18 protein-coding genes are annotated in these 22,202 nt (G+C 71.3%); 7 read left to right on the plus strand and 11 right to left on the minus strand.

Features of this window, described 5'->3' with window-relative positions:
• The 3 genes from MRBLMI12_RS18820 to MRBLMI12_RS18830 all read right to left on the minus strand — a co-directional run bounded on the left by MRBLMI12_RS18820 (window position 1) and on the right by MRBLMI12_RS18830 (window position 3,092).
• Entirely contained in the window at window positions 1-1,272 is a 1,272-nt protein-coding gene (locus tag MRBLMI12_RS18820) for an RNA polymerase sigma factor (RefSeq protein WP_363357761.1), read from the minus strand.
• Window positions 1,272-1,637 carry a YciI family protein gene (locus MRBLMI12_RS18825; protein ID WP_349426964.1) on the minus strand — a complete coding sequence of 122 codons (366 nt, stop codon included), beginning with the start codon at window positions 1,635-1,637 and terminating at the stop codon, window positions 1,272-1,274. The genes MRBLMI12_RS18820 and MRBLMI12_RS18825 overlap by 1 nt, the downstream gene beginning before the upstream one ends.
• Before the next feature lie 111 nt (window positions 1,638-1,748).
• Window positions 1,749-3,092: a M50 family metallopeptidase gene (locus MRBLMI12_RS18830; RefSeq protein ID WP_363357762.1), complete on the minus strand. Its 1,344-nt coding sequence runs from the start codon at window positions 3,090-3,092 to the stop codon at window positions 1,749-1,751.
• A 95-nt stretch (window positions 3,093-3,187) separates the two neighbouring features.
• Between MRBLMI12_RS18830 and MRBLMI12_RS18835 the strand changes: the two genes are divergently transcribed.
• The 3 genes from MRBLMI12_RS18835 to MRBLMI12_RS18845 all read left to right on the plus strand — a co-directional run bounded on the left by MRBLMI12_RS18835 (window position 3,188) and on the right by MRBLMI12_RS18845 (window position 6,434).
• Window positions 3,188-3,751, plus strand: a complete 564-nt coding sequence (locus tag MRBLMI12_RS18835) for a hypothetical protein (protein ID WP_363357763.1) — start codon at window positions 3,188-3,190, stop codon at window positions 3,749-3,751.
• A 138-nt stretch (window positions 3,752-3,889) separates the two neighbouring features.
• The gene (locus MRBLMI12_RS18840; RefSeq protein WP_363357764.1) at window positions 3,890-4,609 is read left to right on the plus strand and encodes a YcnI family protein; all 720 of its coding nucleotides are present in this window, start codon (window positions 3,890-3,892) and stop codon (window positions 4,607-4,609) included.
• 160 nt (window positions 4,610-4,769) lie between these two features.
• On the plus strand, window positions 4,770-6,434 hold the full coding sequence (locus MRBLMI12_RS18845) for a Mur ligase family protein (RefSeq protein ID WP_363357765.1): 1,665 nt from the start codon (window positions 4,770-4,772) through the stop codon (window positions 6,432-6,434).
• A gap of 233 nt (window positions 6,435-6,667) precedes the next feature.
• Here MRBLMI12_RS18845 and dxr read toward each other — a convergent pair whose 3' ends face one another.
• Together dxr and MRBLMI12_RS18855 are read right to left on the minus strand one after the other, a co-directional pair.
• On the minus strand, window positions 6,668-7,753 hold the full coding sequence (gene dxr / locus MRBLMI12_RS18850; RefSeq protein ID WP_363357766.1) for a 1-deoxy-D-xylulose-5-phosphate reductoisomerase: 1,086 nt from the start codon (window positions 7,751-7,753) through the stop codon (window positions 6,668-6,670).
• A 37-nt stretch (window positions 7,754-7,790) separates the two neighbouring features.
• Window positions 7,791-8,759: an FKBP-type peptidyl-prolyl cis-trans isomerase gene (locus MRBLMI12_RS18855; RefSeq protein WP_363357767.1), complete on the minus strand. Its 969-nt coding sequence runs from the start codon at window positions 8,757-8,759 to the stop codon at window positions 7,791-7,793.
• A 74-nt stretch (window positions 8,760-8,833) separates the two neighbouring features.
• Here MRBLMI12_RS18855 and MRBLMI12_RS18860 point away from each other — a divergent pair, with 74 nt between their 5' ends.
• Window positions 8,834-9,661 (plus strand): lysophospholipid acyltransferase family protein, encoded by an 828-nt coding sequence (locus MRBLMI12_RS18860; protein WP_404910311.1) that lies wholly within the window; start codon window positions 8,834-8,836, stop codon window positions 9,659-9,661.
• A gap of 58 nt (window positions 9,662-9,719) precedes the next feature.
• On the opposite strand, the gene MRBLMI12_RS18865 is transcribed toward MRBLMI12_RS18860, so the two are convergent.
• Window positions 9,720-10,196, minus strand: a complete 477-nt coding sequence (locus MRBLMI12_RS18865) for an OsmC family protein (RefSeq protein WP_363357768.1) — start codon at window positions 10,194-10,196, stop codon at window positions 9,720-9,722.
• A gap of 52 nt (window positions 10,197-10,248) precedes the next feature.
• Between MRBLMI12_RS18865 and MRBLMI12_RS18870 the strand changes: the two genes are divergently transcribed.
• From MRBLMI12_RS18870 to MRBLMI12_RS18880, 3 genes are all read left to right on the plus strand, one after another.
• Entirely contained in the window at window positions 10,249-11,238 is a 990-nt protein-coding gene (locus tag MRBLMI12_RS18870) for an asparaginase (RefSeq protein WP_363357769.1), read from the plus strand.
• 56 nt (window positions 11,239-11,294) lie between these two features.
• Window positions 11,295-12,410, plus strand: a complete 1,116-nt coding sequence (ald, locus tag MRBLMI12_RS18875; protein ID WP_363357770.1) for an alanine dehydrogenase — start codon at window positions 11,295-11,297, stop codon at window positions 12,408-12,410.
• A 93-nt stretch (window positions 12,411-12,503) separates the two neighbouring features.
• Window positions 12,504-12,884, plus strand: coding sequence for a DUF5655 domain-containing protein (locus tag MRBLMI12_RS18880; protein WP_363357771.1), 381 nt, complete (start codon window positions 12,504-12,506; stop codon window positions 12,882-12,884).
• Between the two features lie 51 nt (window positions 12,885-12,935).
• On the opposite strand, the gene MRBLMI12_RS18885 is transcribed toward MRBLMI12_RS18880, so the two are convergent.
• The 5 genes from MRBLMI12_RS18885 to MRBLMI12_RS18905 all read right to left on the minus strand — a co-directional run bounded on the left by MRBLMI12_RS18885 (window position 12,936) and on the right by MRBLMI12_RS18905 (window position 22,113).
• On the minus strand, window positions 12,936-14,501 hold the full coding sequence (locus MRBLMI12_RS18885) for an APC family permease (protein WP_349426953.1): 1,566 nt from the start codon (window positions 14,499-14,501) through the stop codon (window positions 12,936-12,938).
• Between the two features lie 9 nt (window positions 14,502-14,510).
• The gene (locus tag MRBLMI12_RS18890) at window positions 14,511-17,378 is read right to left on the minus strand and encodes an FtsK/SpoIIIE domain-containing protein (RefSeq protein WP_363357772.1); all 2,868 of its coding nucleotides are present in this window, start codon (window positions 17,376-17,378) and stop codon (window positions 14,511-14,513) included.
• 66 nt (window positions 17,379-17,444) lie between these two features.
• The gene (locus MRBLMI12_RS18895) at window positions 17,445-18,269 is read right to left on the minus strand and encodes a PP2C family protein-serine/threonine phosphatase (RefSeq protein ID WP_363357773.1); all 825 of its coding nucleotides are present in this window, start codon (window positions 18,267-18,269) and stop codon (window positions 17,445-17,447) included.
• A gap of 62 nt (window positions 18,270-18,331) precedes the next feature.
• The gene (locus MRBLMI12_RS18900; RefSeq protein WP_363357774.1) at window positions 18,332-20,383 is read right to left on the minus strand and encodes an ABC transporter ATP-binding protein; all 2,052 of its coding nucleotides are present in this window, start codon (window positions 20,381-20,383) and stop codon (window positions 18,332-18,334) included.
• On the minus strand, window positions 20,380-22,113 hold the full coding sequence (locus tag MRBLMI12_RS18905; RefSeq protein WP_363357775.1) for an ABC transporter ATP-binding protein: 1,734 nt from the start codon (window positions 22,111-22,113) through the stop codon (window positions 20,380-20,382). The genes MRBLMI12_RS18900 and MRBLMI12_RS18905 overlap by 4 nt, the downstream gene beginning before the upstream one ends.
• Between the last annotated feature and the right edge of the window lie 89 nt (window positions 22,114-22,202).

A 22,202-nucleotide genomic window follows, 5' to 3' on the forward strand; every position in this document is an offset into this window, starting at 1 on the left:
TCAGCGAGCCGAAGATGCGCCCGCGCGGGCAGCCAGCAGGCGTCGCTCGGCCTCGTTCGCCGTGAGCTCGAGTGCGCGCAGGTCAGCGGCGAGCGCGTCGTCGTCGCGGCCGAGCTCGCGCAGCAGTGACGCCCGGACGGCGTGCCACAGGTGCGAACGGGCCAGCGGATCCGCGAGCCCGTCGACCTCGGCGAGCGCGACGCCGGCGCCTGCCACGCGCGCCAGCGCGACGGCGCGGTTCAGTCGCACCACAGGCGACCGGTCGTACGCGAGCAGCATGTCGTAGAGCGTCAGGACCTGCAGCCAATCGGTGGACGCCTCGTCCGCGGCATCCGCGTGGCACGCCGCGATCGCCGCGTGCAGCTGCCAGCGTCCCGGGTGCCGCAGCCGGGCCGCGCCCTCCAGCGACGCGCGGGCCTCGCCAAGAAGAGCGGCGTCCCACCGCGACCTGTCCTGGTCGGCCAGCAGCACCAGCTCGCCGCCCACCGATCGCGCGGACTCGCGGGCCCGGTGGAACTGCAGGAGCGCGAGGAGTCCCTGCGCCTCCGCGGCGCGCGGCAGCGCCTCGGCGACCACTCGGGCGAGCCAGAGCGCGTCGTCGGCGAGGTCACGGTCGGCCGCGGCATCCGACCCCGCCACGAAGTGGGCCTCGCTGTACATCACCGAGACCACGGTCAGCACGAGGTCGAGCCGCGCGGCGGCATCCGCCCCTTCGGGGACCCTCAGCGGGATGCCGCTCTCGGCGATCTTGCGCTTGGCGCGCGAGATGCGCTGCCCCGTGGTCGATTCGGCCGTGAACGTGGCGCGGGCGATCTGCGCCGTCGTGAGTCCGCACACCGCGCGGAGAGTGAGCGCGAGCTGCGCATCGGGCGCGAGCGCCGGGTGGCAGCAGCCGAACAGCAGCGGCAGGCGCTCGTCGGCCGGTGGCCCTCCGACCACGGGAGCGGGTGCGAGCAGCGCGACCTTGTCTCGCAGCACGCGTTCCCGGCGCACCCGGTCGAGTGCGTTGTGCCGCGCCGCCTGCATCAGCCAGGCTCCGGGCTTCGGCGGCATCCCCCGCGCCCGCCACTCGCGCAGCGCCTCCACGACCGCCTCCGCGACGGCCTCTTCCGCCACGTCGAAGCTGCCGAACGACACGGTGAGCGCCGCGGTGATGCGTGACGACTCCTCACGCACGACCGCGGCGAGGATGCGATCGGATGCCGCGGCGCGAGCGTACGACGGACGCGGGTCGTCCGCGCCCGGCCCGGCCGCGGCATCCGGCTCGGGCATTACTCGAACTGGCTGTAGTCGACGACCATCGGCCGGATCTCGACGGCGACTCCGGGGAATTCGAGCGAGGGCCAGGTCTTCACGAGCGCGATCGCCGCGTCGAGGTCGGGGACGTCGATCACGCTGAATCCTCCGACGACCTCCTTCGCCTCCGAGAAGGGGCCGTCGGCGACGACGGGCCCGTCGTCGCCCGCCCGCACCGTCGTCGCGGTGCTGACCGGATGCAGCTCCGCCCCCGAGTCGTCGATCTTGTCGGCGTTCGTGCCGAACCACTCGTAGATCCGCCCGTAGACCTCCTGGCGGCGCTCCTCCGGCACCGCGTCGTCGAGCTCGGGTGTCGAGGTGAACATGATCACGTACTTCACGGTCGTCGTCCTTCCGTCAGTGGAACCGTTGCATCCCTACAGCGAACGGGCAAGGCCGTTTTCGACAGGCTCGGCGAACGGATCCTCGGTGGTCCGGCGACCGTCGGCGGCTCAGAAGAGCGTCACCGGGTTGAAGAGGTCGGCGAGGATCAGCACAGCCCCCATCACGATGAGGGCGATCACGACGACGAACGTCACGGGCACGAGCCTGGTCGCATCCACCGGCTTCGGCGGCGGGCGGCGGAACAGCTTCGCCCAGGCGCGCTTGAGTCCCTCCCACAGAGCCACCGCGACGTGTCCGCCGTCCAGCGGCAGCAGCGGGATGAGGTTGAAGACGAAGAGCGCGATGTTGAGCGAGGCGAGCAGCGAGAGGAAGCCGGCGACCCGGTTGAGGATCGGAGAGTCGGCCGCTGCCACCTCGCCGGACAGGCGCCCGGCGCCGACGATGCTGAGCGGGCCGTTCGGATCGCGGTCCTGCCCGGTGACGAGGTCGACGGCCGTGTCCCACACCTTCGCCGGCAGCTGCCAGATGATGCCGGCGACGGCGCCGACGTTCTGCACGGCCATCTGTGGTCCCGCCCAGATCGGCTGTGTGACGTACTCGACCGACGGGCCGATGCCGACGAAGCCGACCTCCTCGGTCGTCGTCGTGCCGTCTGCGGCGGTCACCTCGGTCTCGATCGTCGCCGGCGTGACCTGGATGCTCTGCTCGGAGCCGTCGCGCTCGACCACGAACGTCAGCTGCTCGCCGGGCGACGAGCGGATGATGGCAGTCGCCTCGTCGAAGTCGGCGACCGGCTGCCCGTCGATCGAGACGATCGTGTCGCCGGCTTCGATGCCTGCCGCCTCGGCGGGGGCCGCAGGCGCGGACTCGGCGCACTCGGTCGAGCTCGTGGTCGGGACGCACTCGGACAGGCGGGCGACCGTCGTCGTGGCGGTCTGCAGGCCGATGCCGGTCAGGAGGATCGCGAACAGCACCATGGCGAACAGGAGGTTCATGACCGGGCCGCCCAGCATCACGACGATGCGCTTCCAGATGGACAGCCGGTAGAACACGTGCACGTCGTCGTCGCCGTGCAGCGTCTCGTCGTTGGCGTCGCGCGCGTCCTGGACCATCGTGGCGAAGAACCCGCCGCCGGCACGCCCGGATCGTGACCCGGAGCCCGAGGCCTGGGTGGCTGCGGATGCCTCGGCAGCGCGCGCCCGCTCGCCGGGCGACGGCGGATACATGCCGGCCATCGAGATGTAGCCGCCGACCGGGAACGCCTTGACGCCGTACTCGGTCCCGCGCATGCGCCGGGACCACAGCGTCGGCCCGAACCCGATCATGTACTGGCCGACGCGCACGCCGAACTTCTTGGCGGGCCACAGGTGGCCGAGCTCGTGCAGCGCGATCGAGACGGCGAGGCCCACGACCATGAGCACGACACCGATGACGAACGCGAGGATCTCCACACGCTCACGGTACCCGCGTGATGCTTTGAGTTGGGTGTGACGGTGCGTTCGGGCGATGCCTCGCCCCTCCCGTAGGCTCGACGTGAGGAGGAGCCGTGACCCCACGCCACGTGCGCGCGCTGCGCGGCACCGCCGCGGCATGGGTCGCGACCGTCGTCGCCGCCACGGCTCACACGCTCGCCGGCGGCGGGGCTCCCTCCCCCGCCCTGGTCGTCGCCGTCGGCATCCTCTCGTCGCCCTTCGCGGTGGGCCTCATCGGGCGCCGCCTCTCCGCGTGGCGGATGGGCGCCACCGTCCTTGCGAGCCAGTCCCTGTTCCACGTGGCGTTCGCTCTGACCGCCGACGCCGACCCTGCGGCACTGCACGGGCACCACGTCACGCACCTGGGCGGCACTCTCAGCACCGTCGTGCTCCCCGACGCCCCCATGCTCGCCGCCCATGTGCTCGCCGCGTTCGCGACCGTCGCCGCGCTGCAGAGCGCAGAGCGGATGCTGCGCGCCCTGGGCCGCGGCATCCGCTCGGTGTTCACCCGCGTCCGCGGCATCGCCCCGCGTGCGCCGATGCCCCGGCTCGTCACGCCGCAGACGCGTCCGTCCGGCGCCGCGCTGCGCGTCGTCCTCTCGGACACCTCCCGGCGCGGACCGCCCGCCTTCGTCTGAGCGGCGCACCGAGCGCCGCGCCCGTCGCCGGCCGCGCCCGATGCGTGCGCCGGGTCCTCTCGCGTACGCGCTCCCGCCGCGTACCGCCGGTCGGCCGTTCGCGCCGATCACCCCCGACGACAGACGAAAGCACACACCATGAACACGCTCACGAACATGTCCCCCACCCGCCGCCTCGTGATCGGCGCCACCGCCGGTCTGGCCCTCGTCCTCGCCGCGCCGCTCGCCGCGTCCGCCCACGTGCACGTGACACCTGAGACCGCCTCAGCCGGCGGGACCGAGCCCCTCACCTTCTCGTTCTCGCACGGCTGTGACGGCTCGCCCACGACCGCCCTCGCCGTCGACATCCCCGAGGGCGTCGGCAACGCGACACCCGTCGTGCAGGGCGGCTGGACCATCACGCGCGAGCTCGGCGCCGACGGCGTGCCGACGCGCGTCGTCTACACCCCCGACACCCCCGTCGAGGACGGGCTGAAGGCGACCGTCTCGATGGATGCGCTCTTCACCGAGGCGACCGCGGACACCACTCTCGCCTTCCCCGTCACCCAGACGTGCGCGGAGGGAGAGACGGCGTGGACGCAGATCGCCGAGGACGGCGAGGATCCGCATGACCTCGACGCGCCCGCGCCGCTCGTCGAGGTGGGCGACGCCGCGGACGACGCCGATGCCGGGCATGCGACCGGTGCCGAGGGTGCGGACCACGCGACCCACGAGAGCGCCGAGGCGGCCGCCGACACCGAGGAGGCGGCATCCGGCACGTCCGCCGACCCGGTCGCACGGTGGCTCGCCGCGGGCGGACTCGTCGCGGGGATCGCCGCACTCGCGGTCGTGCTCGTGCGCGGACGCCGCAGGGCCTGAGCCGCTCTCCGTGCCCCGGTCGCCGAGCGCGAACATCCCGCTCGGCGACCGGGGTGCCGGGCGCGTCCGGCCACGGTGACGAGCCCGCTGCAGGGCCTGCCGGCGCCCTTGCACAGGCTCGCGGGCGGGGGCACGGGCGCCATGCGAAGATGGATGCGCCATGCCGACCGACGCGCCTTCGAACCTGCCCCCGGTACTCCGCCCCGACGCGCCGCCGACCCACTCCCTCGCGGACCTCGCGGCGCGCTTCGCCGTCGACGTCCGCGGCGACGTCGCCGGCGCCACGCTCACGGGCATCACCCTCGCGACCGCCGATCTGCGGCCGGGCGACGTGTTCGTCGCGGTGCAGGGCGTCAACCGCCACGGCGCCGAATTCGCCGCGACGGCAGCCGAGAAGGGCGCCGTCGCCGTGGTGACGGATGCCGCCGGGGCCGACGTCGCCGCCGCGAGCGGGCTGCCCGTCGTGCTGGTCGAGAACCCGCGCGCGCTGCTCGGCGAGCTGTCGGCGTGGGTGTACAGCACCGGTCGCGACGATGACCTCCCGACGCTCTTCGGAACCACAGGCACCAACGGCAAGACCAGCGTGTCGCACCTGCTCGAGGGCATCCTCGGCCAGCTGGGCGTGACGACGGGGCTGTCATCCACCGCCGAGCGGCACATCGCCGGACAGGTCGTCGTGTCGCGGCTGACGACGCCCGAGGCGTACGAGATGCACGCGCTCCTCGCCCTGATGCGCGAACGCGGCGTCGAAGCCGTCGCCGTCGAGGTGAGCGCGCAGGCGCTCAGCCGGCGCCGCGTCGACGGCATCGTGTTCGACGTCGCCGGCTTCACCAACCTCACGCACGACCACCTCGACGACTACGCCGACATGCGCGAGTACTTCGAGGCGAAGCTGCCGCTGTTCCGTCCCGACCGCGCGCGCCGCGCCGTCGTCTGCATCGACTCCGAGCCCGGCGCCGAGGTCGTGGCGCGCAGCGAGGTGCCGACCGTCACGGTCGGCACGCCCGCGCTCGCCTCGGACGCGGATGCCGCAGCCGCCGCGGACTGGGTCGTCGACATCCTCGACGAACGTCAGGTCGGTACCGAGTTCCGCCTCACCGCCCGGGACGGGCGCACGCTGACGACCCTCGTACCCGTGATCGGGCGGCACATGGCGGCCAACGCCGGCCTCGCGATCGTCATGATCCTCGAGGGCGGCTACACGTGGGAGCGCCTGGTCGACGCGCTCGACGGCGGCCGCATCGACGCCTACCTCCCCGGGCGCACCGAGCTCGTCTCGGGCGAGACGGGACCGGCCGTCTACGTGGACTTCGGTCACTCCCCCGACGCCTTCGAGAAGACGCTGTCCGCGGTCCGCAGGGTGACACCGGGCAAGGTCGTCATGCTGTTCGGCGCCGACGGCGACCGCGACGCCACGAAGCGGCACGACATGGGCCGCACCGGCGTCGAGGGCAGCGACATCCTCGTCATCACCGACCACCACCCGCGCCACGAGGATCCCGACTCGATCCGGGCCACCCTCGTCGAGGGCGCGCGCCGGGCGCAGCCGGATGCCGAGATCCACGAGTTCTCCCCGCCCGAGCGCGCGATCATCGAGGCCGTCGCGCTCGTCGGCGACGGCGACGCCATCCTCTGGGCCGGTCCCGGGCACCAGGACTATCGCGACATCCGCGGTGTCCGCACGCCGTACTCGGCGCGCGAGCTCGCCCGTCGCGCCCTGCGCGAGGCTGGCTGGCCCGTGCCCGAGCCGCACTGGCCGGTGCCGTATCCGGAGCACGAGACTCCGGCATCCGACCCGCTGCGGCCCGTGTATCCCGAGGCCTGAGCACCCCGAGCCTTCGCCGGCTCTGGCCCGCGCCCCTCACCCGCGCCCCTCGCCCGCGCCCCTCGCCCGCGGCGCTCGCCCACGTCGCTCGCCCGCGCCCCGCTCACCGCTGTGGCACCTCGTGCGCTGCGGGGTCAGTTCACTTGCGCTGAATGTACGCCCTTCGGCGGTTTCAGCGTACGTTCAGCGCAAGTGAAACCATTCAGCGCTGCGCGAGAGGACGGCGAGTGGGATCAGGATGCCGCGGCGATCGCCTTGTCGGCGGCGCGGCGCGCCCAGTCCTCGGCGTCGGCCAGCGCCGCGCGCGTCAGCGGGTCGGGCGCGTCGTGCGCATCGACCACGCGGTCGATGACGTCGATGATCCCGAGGAAGCTCAGACGGCGCTCGTGGAACGCGTCCACCGCCTGCTCGTTCGCGGCGTTGAACACCGCCGGGTAGGTGCCTGCTGCGCGGCCGACCTGCTTGGCGAGCCGCACCGCGGGGAACGCTGCATCGTCGAGCGGCTCGAACGTCCAGGACGTCGCCGTCGTCCAGTCGAGCGGGCGCCCGACGCCGGCGATGCGGTTAGGCCAGTCGAGCCCGAGCGAGATCGGAAGGCGCATGTCGGGCGGCGATGCCTGCGCGATGGTCGACCCGTCGACGAACTCGACCATCGAGTGGACGATCGACTGGGGGTGCACGACGACATCGATCTCGGCGTAGGGCACGCCGAAGAGCAGATGCGCCTCGATCACCTCGAGGCCCTTGTTGACGAGCGTCGCCGAGTTGGTGGTGACCACTCGCCCCATATCCCACGTGGGATGCGCGAGCGCCTCGGCCGGTGTGACCCTTTCAAGGGACTCCCGGCTGCGCCCACGGAACGGGCCGCCGGATGCCGTCAGCACGAGCCGGCGGACCTCGCTGCGCTCTCCCGAGCGGAGCGCCTGCGCGATCGCCGAATGCTCGGAGTCCACGGGCACGATCTGTCCCGGACGCGCGAGCGCGGTGACCAGATCGCCCCCGACGATCAGGGACTCCTTGTTCGCGAGCGCCAGCGTGCGGCCCGTCTCGAGGGCCGCGAGCGTCGGACCGAGGCCGACGGAGCCGGTGATGCCGTTGAGCACGACGTCGGCCTCGACGTCGCGGACGAGCTGCTCGGCCTCGACGGCGCCGAGCGCCGTGCTCTCGACGCCGAACTCGGCGGCCTGCGCGTCGAGGGCGGCGCGATCCGAGCCCGCCGCGAGCCCCACCACTTCGAACCGCCGCGGGTTGGCCCGCACGACGTCGAGCGCCTGCGTGCCGATGGAGCCGGTCGAGCCGAGGATCAGGACGCGCCGCATCCGGCCAGCCTAGCGGCGGGCCGGCTGCGGCCGCGTGCTACTCGGCGGCAGCGGCGCGCTGCACGCCCAGGATGTCGACCACGAAGACGAGGGTCTCGCCCGTGAGGTCCTCGTCGTTGATCTCGCCCTCGCCGTAGCCGAACGCGGGCGGGATCACCACGAGCACCTGCGAGCCCACCGTCTGGCCCTCCAGCGCCTGCTGGAAGCCCTGGACGACGCCGGTCGTCTGGAACTGCGAGGGGGCTCCCCGGCTCCAGCTGGAGTCGAACTCCGAGCCGTCGGACCACTTCACACCGCTGTACTGCACGAACACGGTGTCGCCCGACTCGACGGTCGCGCCGTCGCCGAGCTTGAGCTCCGCGATCTCCACCTCGGTCGGCGGGTCCTGGTCGGGAATGGTGATGGCGGGCGCCCCGTCATCGTCGAGTTCGACCTCCGGCATCCCCGCCACCGGGTCCTGATCCGCGCCGGTGGCGACGGTCGGCAGCTCGCCCACCGACTGCGCGACGACGACGGCATTGGCAGCGCCCTCGCCCAGCATCGAGCCGGGAATGGTGAAGGCCGTGGCCGAACCGAGCGGCGTGCAGAGCACGCTGCTGCCGAAGATGCTGCTGCCGTCGACGATGATCGGGATGAGACCCGAATCGTCCGGGGTGGTCGTCGCCGAATCGAGCAGGACCTCGCCGGTGGTGGGGTCGATGACGAGGTACTGCCCGGAGACGAGCTGCCCGATCGCGAGGTCGTCACCGTCGGCGTCCGCGGCGATCGTGCGCTGCAGATCGGCGAACTCGAGATCGGCGGGCACCTCCGCGGTGAGCTCGGGAGCAGCCCCCGACACGGTGATCGCGTCGGAATCGGCACCAGGCTGCGGATCGAGGCCGCAATCCGACGCGGCGCTGGAGGACGGCGTGGGGCTGGCGTCGGGCTCGGCCGAGCCGGAGCAGCCGGCCAGCAGGAGTGCCGACATCGCGGCGACGGACAGGGCGGCGAGCGGGCGAATGCGCACGGAACAACCTCGAGACGTGGAAGGGAAGCCTCCATCTTTTCGCATCTTTGCTCTGTTCGCGCTGGGAAAGGGCTATGCCGATACCGGAATGCAATCGGGAGTACCCTCGACGGGTGACTTCCGACCTCGTGCCCGGCGCCGACGACACCGCCGACGAGACCGTCGAAACTCCCGACCCGCCGGCCGCGCCCGCTCGGCGCATGGGCTTCACGTACGCGTTGGGACGCCAGATCATCCGGCCCCTCGCCCGTGTGATCTATCGCCCGCGCGTGGAGGGCAAGGCCAACGTCCCGAAGTCCGGGCCGGTCATCTTCGCGAGCAACCACCTGTCGTTCATCGACTCGATCGCGATCCCGGTGGCGGCTCCTCGACCCGTTCACTTCCTCGCCAAGGCGAGCTACTTCGACAGCCCGGCATCGCGCTGGTTCTTCACCGCGATCGGCGCCATCCCGGTCCAGCGCGGCGCCGGACAGGCAGCGCTCGACGCCCTCGATCAGCAGCGCACGCTGCTCGAGGAGGGAAGCACTGTCGCGCTCTACCCCGAGGGCACGCGCTCGCTCGACGGCCGCCTGTACAAAGGCCGCACGGGCGTCGCGTTCCTCGCGCTGCAGACCGGTGCGCCGGTCGTTCCCGTGGGTCTCATCGGCACCGACGACGTGATGCCCGTCGGCGCGAAGATGCCCTCGCTCACGCACCGTGTCACCGTCAAGTTCGGCGAGCCCCTTGATCTCGCGCACCACGGTCCGGCGTCATCGGGCAAGGCGCGCCGGCTCGCCACCGACGAGATCATGGCCGCGATCCACGCGCTGTCGGGACAGGAGCTCGCGAACGCCTACAACGAGGTGCCCGCGCAGAACCCGATCGACCGCATCAAGCAAGTCCTCCCCCACGAGCGCCGCTGACGCCGCCACGGTGCCCTGTCCCCTCACGGAGCTGAGGTGGATGCCGGGGCCGGCGGAATCAGGCAGGGGCGACGACGATCGTCGGCTCGTGGTGAACCGGGAAATTCACCGAGTTCGCGATGAAGCACCACTCCCGCGCCTGCGCATGCGCGGCGGTCGCGGCATCCGCCATCGACGCTTCCGCGACGGTCACGCGCGGCCGGAGCACGACCTCGCGGAAGGCACCGCCGCCTCGCCCGTCCTCGACCATCAGCCCGGAGGCGTCGTCCTCGTAGCCGACGACCACGACTCCCGCCTGCACGCACGCGTGGAGGTACGACAGCAGGTGGCACTCGCTGAGGGCTGAGAGCAGCAGGTCCTCGGGATTCCACCGCGACGGATCTCCGCGGAACGGCTTGTCCGACGACGCCAGCAGCGCGGGCTTGCCGTCGATCTCGAGCGTCACGGCCCGGTCGTAGTCCCGGTACCCGGAGGTGCCCGTGCCGCGGTCACCCGTCCATGTCGTCCGGACGGAGTATCGATGCTCGCCCCACATGAGCACAGTCTGTCATGCGAGGCGACGCCCGCTCCGGCGGTAGGCTGGCTGGGTGCCGCAGACCTTCGCCGCAGCCGACGCCGTCGAACTCGCCGTTGTCGAACGCAGCGGATTCGTCGAGTCGCGGCACGCCGGCATCGCCCTCGTGCTCGCCGCCGACGGCACGATCGCCCAGAAGCTGGGCGATCCGTCGTCGCTGATCCTCCCCCGTTCCAGTCTCAAGCCGCTCCAGGCGCTGGCTTGCCTCTCCGCCGGCGCGCCCCTCGAAGGCGAGCGGCTCGGGCTGGCGACCGCGAGCCATGCCGGCACCGACCGCCACATCGCGGTCGTCCGCGACATCCTCGCGCTCGCCCAGCTCGGCGAGGAGGACCTCGGGTGTCCGGCCGCCTGGCCGAGCGACACCACGACTCGCGACGAGATGGTGCGCGAACTCGGCCAGCCCGCGCGCATCCGCATGAACTGCTCGGGCAAGCACGCGACGATGCTCCTCACGAGCGTCGTGAACGGCTGGGACACGGAGGGCTACCTCGCACCCGAGCATCCGGTGCAGATCCTCATCCGAGAGACGATCGAGCGGCTCATCGGCGAGAAGACCGCCGCCACTGCTGTCGACGGCTGCGGCGCTCCCGTCTACGCCATGACGCTCTTCGGGCTGGCACGCGCGATCCATCGCATCGGCAATTCGTCGACGACCTCGCCCTTCGCGCTGCACCGCAGCGCCGGCGCGCTGGTCGATGCGGTGCGGGCCGACCCGTGGACCATCGACGGTCCCGGCCGAGCTGACACGATCGTCATCGAACGACTCGGCGTCTTCGCCAAGGGCGGCGCTGAGGGAGTCATGGTCATGGTCGCTCCCGACGGCACCACGGTGGCGCTCAAGATGCTCGACGGCAGCGGCCGCGCCGCCACCGCCGTGGCACTTCGACTGCTGGAGCGCCACGGCGCGCTCGCGTCGTCCGACGTCGCCGACGCGCTGTCGAAGCTTCCGCTCGCCGTCACCGGCGGCGGGCAGGATGTCGGGGTCATCCGCCCCGCCTTCTAGAGGCGCTCCCACAAGGAGCCCGAGCGCTCCAATGGCGGAGCGGAAAGGATCACACGATGCGGATCAGCGTCCCCACCGAGGTGAAGAACAACGAGTACCGGGTCGCCCTCACTCCTGCAGGAGTGCACGATCTCGTGGCGTCCGGCCATGAGGTGTTCGTGCAGCGCGGCGCGGGCGAGGGTTCGTCGATGCCGGATGCCGAGTACGAGGCCGCCGGGGCGGTGCTGCTCGACGATGCTGCGGAGGTGTGGGCGCGCGCCGAGCTGCTCCTGAAGGTGAAGGAACCCATCGCGAGCGAGTACGGCTACTTCCGCGACGGCCTCGTGCTCTTCACGTACCTGCATCTGGCGGCCGACCGCCCCCTGACCGAGCGCCTGGTGGCGGACGGCGTGACGGCGATCGCCTACGAGACCGTGCAGCTTCCGGGCGGTGGGCTCCCGCTTCTCGCGCCCATGAGCGAGGTCGCGGGCCGGCTCGCGCCGACCGTCGGCGCCGCCACTCTGATGCGGTCCGCGGGTGGACTGGGCCTGCTGATGTCGGGCGTGCCGGGCACGCGACCGGCGACGGTGACCGTGATCGGCGGCGGTGTCGCCGGCGCGAACGCCGCAGTGATCGCTGTCGGCATGGGTGCCGACGTCACCGTCTTCGACACCAACGTGCAGCGGCTCCGATACCTCGACGACCACTTCCAGGGTCGCGTGAAGACGGCAGCGTCCAACCCGCTCGATCTCGACCGCGCGGTCGTCTCGTCGGACCTCGTCATCGGATCTGTGCTGATTCCCGGCGCGAAAGCCCCGAAGCTCGTCACGAACGACATGGTGGCGCGCATGCGTCCCGGCTCGGTGCTCGTCGACATCGCGGTCGACCAGGGCGGCTGCTTCGAGGACACGCACCCGACGACGCACGCCGACCCGACGTTCCCAGTCCACGGGAGTATCTTCTACTGCGTCGCGAATATGCCCGGGGCCGTGCCGAACACGTCGACCTCGGCGCTCACGAACGCCACGCTCCCCTACATCCGTCAGATCGTCCGGCACGGCTGGCAGCAGGCGCTCCGATCGGATCCTGCCCTCGCTGCGGGGCTCAACACGGTGGGCGGGCGCATCGTGAACGCGGGCGTCGCGACCGCGCACGATCTCGAGCTCGCACCGCTGGACGCCGCGCTGGTCTGAACCAGGCCATCGAAGGCCCGGGTGCCTTGCACCCGGGCCTTTCCGCATGCGCGTGAGGCTGCGGATGTCGGTCCGCCACGCGACACTGGTGCCATGACGGACGAACGCGAATGGACGGTGGCGGACCACCTGCGGGACGCCGATCCCGACGCCGTGCGTCTGTGGCACCGCATCGACGAGCTCATCACGTCGTTCGGCCCGGTCACGCATTCCGTCGCGAAGACGACGATCACCTTCCGCGGACCACGGCGAGGGTTCGCCGGCGCGCGGCCGGTGCGCCAAGGCGTGCGCGGCTACTTCGACCTCATGCGCGAACTGCCACCCGACCCGCGGATCCTCGGTGTCTCGCCGTACGGCCGCCGCCTGTTCGTGCACCAGTTCCACCTCGCCGACGAGAGCGAGTTCGACGAGACCGTCGCGTCGTGGCTGCGGGAGGCGTACGAGGTGGGCTGCGGAGCGCACCTCGGCCGGTGACGACGTCCTATCCGGTCGACGCCCCGCAGCACCGCGGGGCCGCACCGATGCTCAGGCGAGGCCGCCGTCGATCGACCGGGAGTAGTCGGCGGGGTCCTCGGGCACGAGCACCTCGGTGTCGCGGTTGAGGCTCTCGCCGCGGAAGAACGGCTTCGAGCGCGGGAACGCGAACCACAGGAGCATGAGCAGCACGCCGAATGCGAGGGCGCCGATGCCCAGGACGAAGGTGCCGCCGATGCCGAGGAGGACGGTGTAGCCGTAGTCGACGTCGTACATGTCGATCGCCGACTGCACGAACGCGTACGTGAGCATGAGCGCGCCCAGCAGCGGGAACAGGAACCGGTAGAAGAAGTTCCGCGCCGACGTGAACAGCTCACGGCGGAAGTACCAGACGCAGGCGTACCCGGTGATCGCGTAGTAGAACGCGATGGCGAGCCCGAGCGAGAGGATGGAGTCCTGCAGGATGTTGTCGCTGATCAGCGTCATCCCGACGTAGTAGACGGACGCGACGATGCCCATGACGAGGGTGGAGAACGACGGCGTCTTGTAGCGCGGGTGCACCGAGGCGAACCGTCGGGGCAGCGCCTTGTACGCCGCCATCGCCAGCGTGCCGCGGGCGGTCGGCAGGATCGTCGTCTGCGTCGACGAGATCGCCGAGATCATGACCGCGACCACCAGCACCCAGCCGAGTGGGCCGAGAAGCCCGTCCTTGATGGCGAGGAAGAAGTCGTCGGCGTTCGCCTCGTTGCCCAGGCCCGTTCCGTCACTGCCGAGCCCTGCATACATCATCGCCGCGACGGTGACCCCGACGTAGGTGATCAGCAGGATGACGGTGGTCAGCAGCGCCGCCCGGCCGGGGATGCGCTTGGGGTCCTTGGTCTCCTCGTTGAGCGCGAGGCAGGTGTCCCAGCCCCAGTAGATGAAGAGGGCGAGCAGGATCGACTCGACGAAGCCGCCCCACTCGGTGAATGCGAACGGGTTGAACCAGGACCAGTCGAACGGGGTCGGGTCGGGGGCGGTGCCCGCGAAGAAGTGCCACAGCGCGGCGACGACGAAGATCGCCAGGGCGAGGTACTGGATGCCGAGCAGGATGTTCTGGATCCGCTCGCCGATCTCGACCCCGCGCCAGCTCACCCAGGTCATCGCCGCGATGAACACGACGCCGGTCGCCGTGACGAGCGGAACGTTGTCCGAGAGCAGGGCGTCCTCGGGGCTGCGCACGATCCCGTCGATCAGCGCCCAGAAGTAGATGCCGGCGATCTGCGCGAGGTTCGCGAGCACGACCATGCCGGCGACGGCGACGCCCCACCCGCCCATCCAGCCCACCCACGGGCCGAACGCCTTGGTGCCCCAGGTGAACGTCGTGCCGCAGTCGGGCACGTCGTTGTTGAGCTCGCGGTAGGCGAAGGCGATGAACAGCATCGGGATGAAGGCGATGACGAACGCGATGGGCGCCTGCGCCCCCACCGCGAGGACGACGAACCCGAGGGTCGCCACCAGGGAGTAGACCGGCGCGGTGGACGCGAGGCCGATGACGGTGGAGCCCCACAGCCCCAGCGTGCCGGCGGCGAGCCCTTTGCCCTCGGGCCGTTGCAGATCGATCGGGGTTGTAGCCACAGGGCGACGCTATGGCGTGCGGGAAGGGCCGGTCAATACACCGCTCCGACGGTTCGGCCGGACATCGCCGACGGGAAGGACAATGCGGACGGGGTCCGCTCCGGACGAGATCAGCCACGCACGCCCGGATCCCGGCTCGCAGTACGGCGGCACGCCGCGGAATCCGGCCAGCACGCGCAGCTCGGGTGCGCACGACGTGTCGACCACCAGGTCGTGGTCGCCGCGCACGTCCGCCAGCAGCCGCCAGTGCCGCTGCCAGTCGTCGGGCTCCCCCACGAGCACGACACGCCCTTCCGCCACGGCGGCCGGATCGGCCACATGGTCGTCGACCTCGCGCACACGCACGCCGTGGTCCTCCCAGGCGGCGAGGGCCTGCCGGCCGGCCGGCGACCGGCGGGCGACGACACCGGTGAGCCGCGCCGTCGGCATCCACCACGCGTCCGCCGGGTGGGGCTCCGCCGACGTCGCCCGCGCCAGGGCGACCTGTACCGCGCGCCCGTCGAGACGCGCCCGACCGGGAGGGGCCGAGCGGTCGAACGCCGACGGATCGCCGCCGGCCGCGGCATGGTCGACGCGAGTGGGATACGGCAGCACGAGTCGCCGTGCGAAGAGCTCGGCGACCCTCGACACCGGACCGGTCATGCGGTGCGCACCCGCCACGACGAGCACCCCGGCGCCCGCGGCACGGCGGACGAGGCTCTCCACACGCTCGAGGACGGAGTGCGCGTATTCCGGCGGCAGACGCAGCGCCACGGCGTCGAGGTCGTCGATGAGCACGGCAGTGCCTGCCGGTGGCAGCGCGTCGTGGAGGGCGGCGACGGCGTCCCACATGAGCTCGGGATGCGCCGGCACGCGGATGGTCGACTCCCGCGCCTGGGCCGCGATGACCTCGAGGACGTTGGAGACGCCGCTTCCCGGCCCGCCCAGCACGAGGATCGCCCGGTCGGCCGGGCCGACGGCCACCACCGGCTGCCGCTGACGCTCCGGTTCGTCCGCCAGCCCGAGGATCGCGACTCCCGCGCCTGGCGCGCTGCGCTCGGCGCTCGCACGGACGGCAAGCTCCTCGATCGACACCCGCACGGGCAGCTCCGGCAGCCAGGGGCGGCTGGGTGGCCGGTGCCCGGTCCGCAGCGCAGCGGCCGCGACGTCGTCGGCACCCGACAGCGCGATCCGTACCTGCTGTGGCGCCGTGTCGCCCGCACGACGCAGGAACGCGATTCCCCGGCCCGCGGCATCGCCGGGAAGCCGAGCCGCGTCGTCGGTGCCGAGCAGCGTCCGGCTGTCGGCGGGATCGGTCACACGCAGGCTGACCCGCAGCGGGCAGTTCGCGAGCAGGTTGTCGCGGATCACGCCCGCGGCGCGCTGCGTGCCCAGGATGAGGTGGATGCCCAGGGCCCGGCCCCGGGCGGCGATGTCGGCGAAGAGCCCGTGAAGTTCGGGATGATCCGCCAGCAGCGCGGCGAATTCGTCGACCACCACGACGAGCCGCGGGAGCCGCACGCGCGGATCCCCTACATCACGGGCCCCTGCTGCGGCGATGGCCGCCTCCCGGCGGCGGAGTTCGGCGCGGAGGCTCTCGATGGCGCGCCGCGCGCCCGAGCCGTCGAGATCGGTGATCACGCCGGTGACGTGGGGCACGCCGGCGAGGCCGTCGAAGGCGGTGCCGCCCTTGAAGTCGGCGAGCAGGAACGTCACCTCGTCGGTGGTCCGCGTCGCGCACAGCGCGAGGATCCATGTGATGAGCAGCTCGCTCTTGCCCGCGCCCGTCACGCCCGCGACCACGGCGTGGGGCCCGTCGGCAACGAGGTCGACGACAGCGGTCTGACCGCCGGCCACGCCGATCGCCGCGGGGAGTCCTCTCGTCGTTGCTGGCGCCGCTGCCAGCAGCGGCGCCAGCGCGAGGGGCTCGCCGCCGTCGCGCTGCAGGCCGAGGCTGCGCTCGGCCCGGGCGGTGAGGTCGCGGGCGATCTCCTCCGCCTGCTCCCGCGCGACAGCCTCGATCCCCACCGGCACCGCCTCGCCCGCGTGCTCGAGAAGCGCGACGCCGGGCGAGGTGACGACCAGGAGGGCCTGGCACCGCGGCGGCAGCGGCTCACCGGGCCGGCATCTGGCGATCACGACGTCCGCATCCGCCGGCACCAGCTCGCCCGGAGCGATCGCAGCGACCGCCAGTCCGCTCCGCGCGCCGCGGTGCGGCAGCGCCTCCATCCAGTCGAGACCCTCGCCGAGCGCGCCGACGATGCGCAGGTCGCCCGGTGGCAGCATCAGGCACAGCTGCAGCACCAGCGACCGCTGCACCGCGGCGGCGAGCGTTTCGCCCCCGACGATCGCGATCCCCGAGTCGAGAGGAAGGGTGACAGGCGCCCCGGCGACCCGAGCCGCACGACGACGCAGCTCTGCGGCATCCGGATCCCCGTCGCCACCGGTCACGCGCACGACGCTGGCGCGCTCGCCCGTGCCGACCACGATCGACGCGGCACGAGCACCCCGCCAGATGTCGTCGCGCGCGGCGAGGCGGGCGACGTCGGGATGCCGGCCCCACAGCTGGGCGCGCTCATGCGCATGGCGTGCGGCGACCGCCGATGCGACCTCATCTCGGGCGCGGGCGGCGTCGGCGGACGCGCGCCTGCCGTCCTTCCGAGCTGCCCGGCGCGCATCGAGAACGGTCGCCGCCGCGATCACCGGCCCGAGCAGCGCGAACCAGAGCGTGAACACCGAGCCGGTGACCAGCCAGAGCGCCACGGCGCCGATGACCGGCACGACCGCTGCCACGAGGGGCAGCGGCGCACGCGCGGGCGGGCGCCACGCGGCGGGAAGGGTCAGCGGCTCGTCGTGGAGGATGCCCGCATCGAGGGGTGAGGGAGCGGTCGAGCGCATGGACCCAGTCCATCGGGCACGGACCTGTCGTGGACGACGAGGACGGGGATCTGTGGATCCCCTGGCTCACTCCCCGGCTGGGGAGGAGTCGTCATCCGACGATCCATCGTCGGAGGAAGCCTCCGCAGGATGGCCGACGTCGAGCACGATGACCGTGATGTTGTCGCGCCCGCCGTTCTCGAGTGCGGCCTCGAGCATCGCCGATGCGGCGTCGGCGGGATCCGCGTTCTCGTCGAGGAAGTGACGGATGCCGTAGTCGGTCAGCTCCTTGGTCAACCCGTCCGAGCAGATGACGAAGCGATCGCCCTCCGCCACGTCCAGCCGGACGTAGTCGGGCGTGACGCCCTCGCTCGGGCCGACGGCGCGTGTGATGACGTTGCCGTAGGGGTGGTTCTCGGCCTCTTCGGGGCTGAGGCGGCCGGCGGCGACCAGCTCCTGCACGACCGAGTGGTCGGTCGTGATCTGCACGATCGCGCCGTCGCGCAGCAGGTACACCCGCGAGTCCCCGATGTTGAGCGTCACCCAATGCGCCGCGTCGCCCGTCGTGTCGAGGAACACGCCGGTGACCGTGGTGCCGGTGCCGTCGTCGGTGGCCTCGGGGTGCGACGCGATGTCCTTGACCGCGCGCGCCAGCGCCTTCTCGATCGTCTTCGTCGACACATGGCCGCTGTCGGCGACCGCGCGGAGGCGTTCGATGGTGCTCGCGCTGGCGATCTCACCGCCGACGTGTCCGCCCATGCCGTCCGCGACGACGAAGAGCGGATACGAGGCGAACATCGCGTCCTGGTTCACCTCACGGCGGCGACCGGTGTCGGTCACGGCGGCCCACGAGAGCTCCAGCACGCCGCCAGGCACCGGAACGGCGAGAGACTCGGTGGAAAGCTCCGGCACGCCGTGTCCTCCCCGTCCGATGCACGGTGACCCTTCGCCCCGCGTCCTCACATACTAGTGGGTTACTCCACGGCGTCCTCGGACTCGGCGAGCGCTTCCACCACGATCTGCGCCGTGGTCGGCGGGGCCGCCAGCGGCACGGTCGACACCGGCACCAGGTCCTCATCTTCCGCCGCGCCTTCGAACTGGGCGTTGTACAACCGCCAGTAGGCGCCCTTCGCCGCCAGCAGCTCGTTGTGGGATCCCTGCTCGACGATCGCGCCGTCCTCCATCACGAGGATGAGGTCGGCATCCCGGATCGTCGAGAGCCGGTGGGCGATGACGAAGGCCGTGCGGTCCTCGCGGAGTCGCGACATCGCACGCTGGATCAGCAGCTCGGTGCGGGTGTCGACCGACGAGGTCGCCTCATCGAGGATGAGGATGCGCGGATCGGCCAGGAACGCGCGCGCGATGGTGATGAGCTGCCGCTCCCCCACGCTCAGGCTCGTCGCCTCGTCGTCGAGCACCGTGTCGTAGCCCTCGGGCAGCGCGTGCACGAAGCGGTCGACATAGGCGGCCGTCGCCGCGGCGACGATCTCCTCCTCCGAGGCCTCGGGGCGTCCGTAGGCGATGTTCTCGCGGATGGTGCCCGAGAAGAGCCACGTGTCCTGCAGCACCATGCCCGTGCGCGCACGCAGGTCGTCGCGCGTCATGCGGCGGGTGTCGACGCCGTCGAGCGTGATGGATCCCGAATCGACGTCGTAGAAGCGCATGATGAGGTTCACGAGGGTCGTCTTGCCGGCACCGGTCGGGCCGACGATCGCAACCGTGCTCCCCGGCCGTGCGGCGAGAGTCAGGCCGTCGATGAGCGGCTTGTCGGCGACGTAGCGGAACGAGACGTCTTCGAACTCGAGGCGGCTGGCCGCTTCGGGCGCCGTCTCGGCGGGGTCGTCATCGGGCGTCTGCTCGTCTTCGTCGAGCAGTTCGAACACCCGCTCGGCGCTCGCGACGCCGGACTGCAGCAGGTTCGCCATGGAGCCGAGCTGGCTGAGCGGCTGCGTGAACTGGCGCGAGTACTGGATGAACGCCTGGACGTCGCCGATCGACAGCAGTCCTGCGGCCACCTGCAGGCCGCCGACGACGGCGATCGCGACGTACACGAGGTTGCCGATGAACATCATGGCGGGCATGATCACGCCCGACAGGAACTGCGCGCCGAAGCTGTTGCGGTACAGCTCCTCGTTCTCGGTACGGAAGTCGGACTCGACCTCCTTCTGGTGGCCGAACACCTTCACGATCGAGTGGCCCGAGAACGTCTCCTCGACGCGGGCGTTGAGCACGCCGGTCGTCTTCCACTGCTGCACGAAGAGCTTCTGCGAGCGTCGGGCGACGAGCACCGTGATGAGGATCGTCAGCGGGATCGTGACCAGGGCGATGACGGCCAGCAGCGGCGAGATGATGAACATCATCGTCAGCACGCCGATCACGGTCAGCAGCGAGATGACGACCTGCGACAGCGTCTGCTGCATCGTCTGCCCGATGTTGTCGACGTCGTTCGTCACCCGGCTGAGCAGCTCGCCGCGCTGCACGCGGTCGAAGTACGACAGCGGCAGGCGGTGCACCTTGTCTTCGACCTGCAGGCGCAGGCGATGCATCGAGCGCTGCACCACCCCGTTGAGGATGCGCGCCTGGAGCCATCCGAAGATGCTCGAGAAGACGTAGACGGCGAGCACGAGCGCGAGGATGCGCGCCAGCTGATCGAAGTCGATGCCGGCGCCCGGGACGAAGTCCATCGCGGCGATCATGTTCGCCTGGTCCTGGTTGCCCGAGGCCGCGAGCTGATCGACCACCTGCTGCTGGGTCGCCCCCTCCGGCACCTGCAGCGAGATGAAGCCGGCGAAGACGACGTTGGTGCCCTCGCCGAGCAGCTTCGGGCCGATCACCGACAGGGTGACCGACAGGATGCTGAACACGAGCACGACGATGAGCCGCGGCATCTCCGAGCGCAGGGTGCCGAGAAGGCGCTTGGCGCTCGGGCCGAAGTTGTTCGCCTTCGCCGCCGGTGCGCCGGCGCCGCCGAAGGGACCGCCGCGCGGCCCGACCGGAGCCGGCCGCGAGTTCTGCGCGCTGCTCATGCTGCCGCCTCCGCCGCGAGCTGGGAATCGACGATCTCGCGGTACGTGTCGCACGTCTCGACGAGGTCGTCGTGCCGGCCGATGCCGACGATGCGTCCGTGGTCGAGCACGAGGATCTGATCGGCGTGCTGGATGGTCGACACGCGCTGCGCGACGACGAGCCTGGTCGCGTCGGGCAGGTGCGTGTCCAGCGCTCGCCGGAGTTCGGCATCCGTCCGCAGATCGAGGGCTGAGAAGGAGTCATCGAAGATGTAGGCCTCGGGGCGCTTCACGAGGGCTCGCGCTATCGCGAGCCGCTGCCGCTGCCCGCCCGAGACGTTCGAGCCGCCCTGAGCGATCTGCGCCTCGAGGCCGTCGGGCATAGCCCGGACGAAGTCGGCCGCCTGGGCGAGTTCGAGCGCGTTCCACAGCTGCTCGTCGGTCGCGTCATGGTCGCCGTAGCGCAGGTTCGACGCGATGGTGCCCGAGAACAGGAAGGCGCGCTGCGGCACGAGTCCGACGCGCGTCCACAGCTCGTCGGGGTCGTAGTCGCGCACATCGACGCCGTCGATGCGGACGCTGCCCGCCGTGACGTCGAACAGGCGCGGTACGAGACTGATCAGGGTCGTCTTGCCCGCACCGGTCGAGCCGATGACCGCCGTCGTCGTGCCGGGCTCGATCGTGAACGTCAGATCGTGCAGGACCGCGTCCTCGGCGCCCGGGTAGGCGAAGTCGACGTGGTCGAACTCGATCCGTCCTTCGGGAGCGGGAGCGGATGCCGCCACCGCCGGTGCCGACACCGAGGGCTCGGCCTCGAGCACCTCGCCGATGCGGTTCGCGCAGACGGCGGCACGCGGGATCATGACGAACATGAACGTCGCCATCATGACGCCCATGAGGATCTGCATCAGGTAGGTGAGGAAGGCGAACAGCGTGCCGATCTGCACGCCGCTGTTCTGCACCTGGAAGGCGCCGAACCAGATGACCGCGACGCTCGAGAGGTTCATGACCAGCATGACGGCGGGGAACATCAGGGCCATCAGGTTGCCGGCGCGCAGCGCCGTGTCCTTGACGTCGTCGCTGGCGCGCTCGAAGCGCGCACGCTCCTGACGCTCGCGCACGAACGCGCGCACCACGCGGATGCCGGTGAGCTGCTCGCGCATGATCTGGTTCACGCGGTCGATCCGCTTCTGCATCTGGGTGAACGCGGGCACCATGCGCCACACGATCAGCCCGACGATGATGAGCAGCACCGGGATCGCCACCGCCATCAGCCACGACAGGCCGACGTCCTGGCTGACCGCCAGGATCACGCCGCCGATCGCGAGCATCGGCGCGGAGATCATCAGCGTCGCCGACACCTGCACGAGCATCTGCACCTGCTGCACGTCGTTGGTGTTGCGGGTGATGAGCGACGGCGCGCCGAACTGCCCCACCTCGCGCTGCGAGAACGCGACGACGCGATGGAAGAGATCGCCGCGCAGGTCGCGGCCCATGCCCATCGCCAGCCGCGAGCCGAAGTACACCGCGATGATCGCGCACACGACCTGCACCAGGCTGACGATCAGCATGAAGCCGCCGGTCGACCAGATGTAGGGGATGTCGCCGGTCACGACGCCGTTGTCGATGATGTCGGCGTTGAGCGTCGGCAGCCACAGCGACGCGATCGACTGCGCGAGCTGGAACACGACGACGGCCACGATGAGCGGCCATGCCGGGCTGAGATACCGAACCAGGAGCTTCCCGAGCACGACGGTCCTTTCGGCGCGGAACCCGTCCGCTCCCGCGGACCGCGCACGAGAAGTGACGCTACGCCTGCGCTCGCCGCGGCGACAAGCTG

The organism is Microbacterium sp. LMI12-1-1.1 (genome assembly GCF_040676455.1).
Taxonomy (GTDB): domain Bacteria; phylum Actinomycetota; class Actinomycetes; order Actinomycetales; family Microbacteriaceae; genus Microbacterium.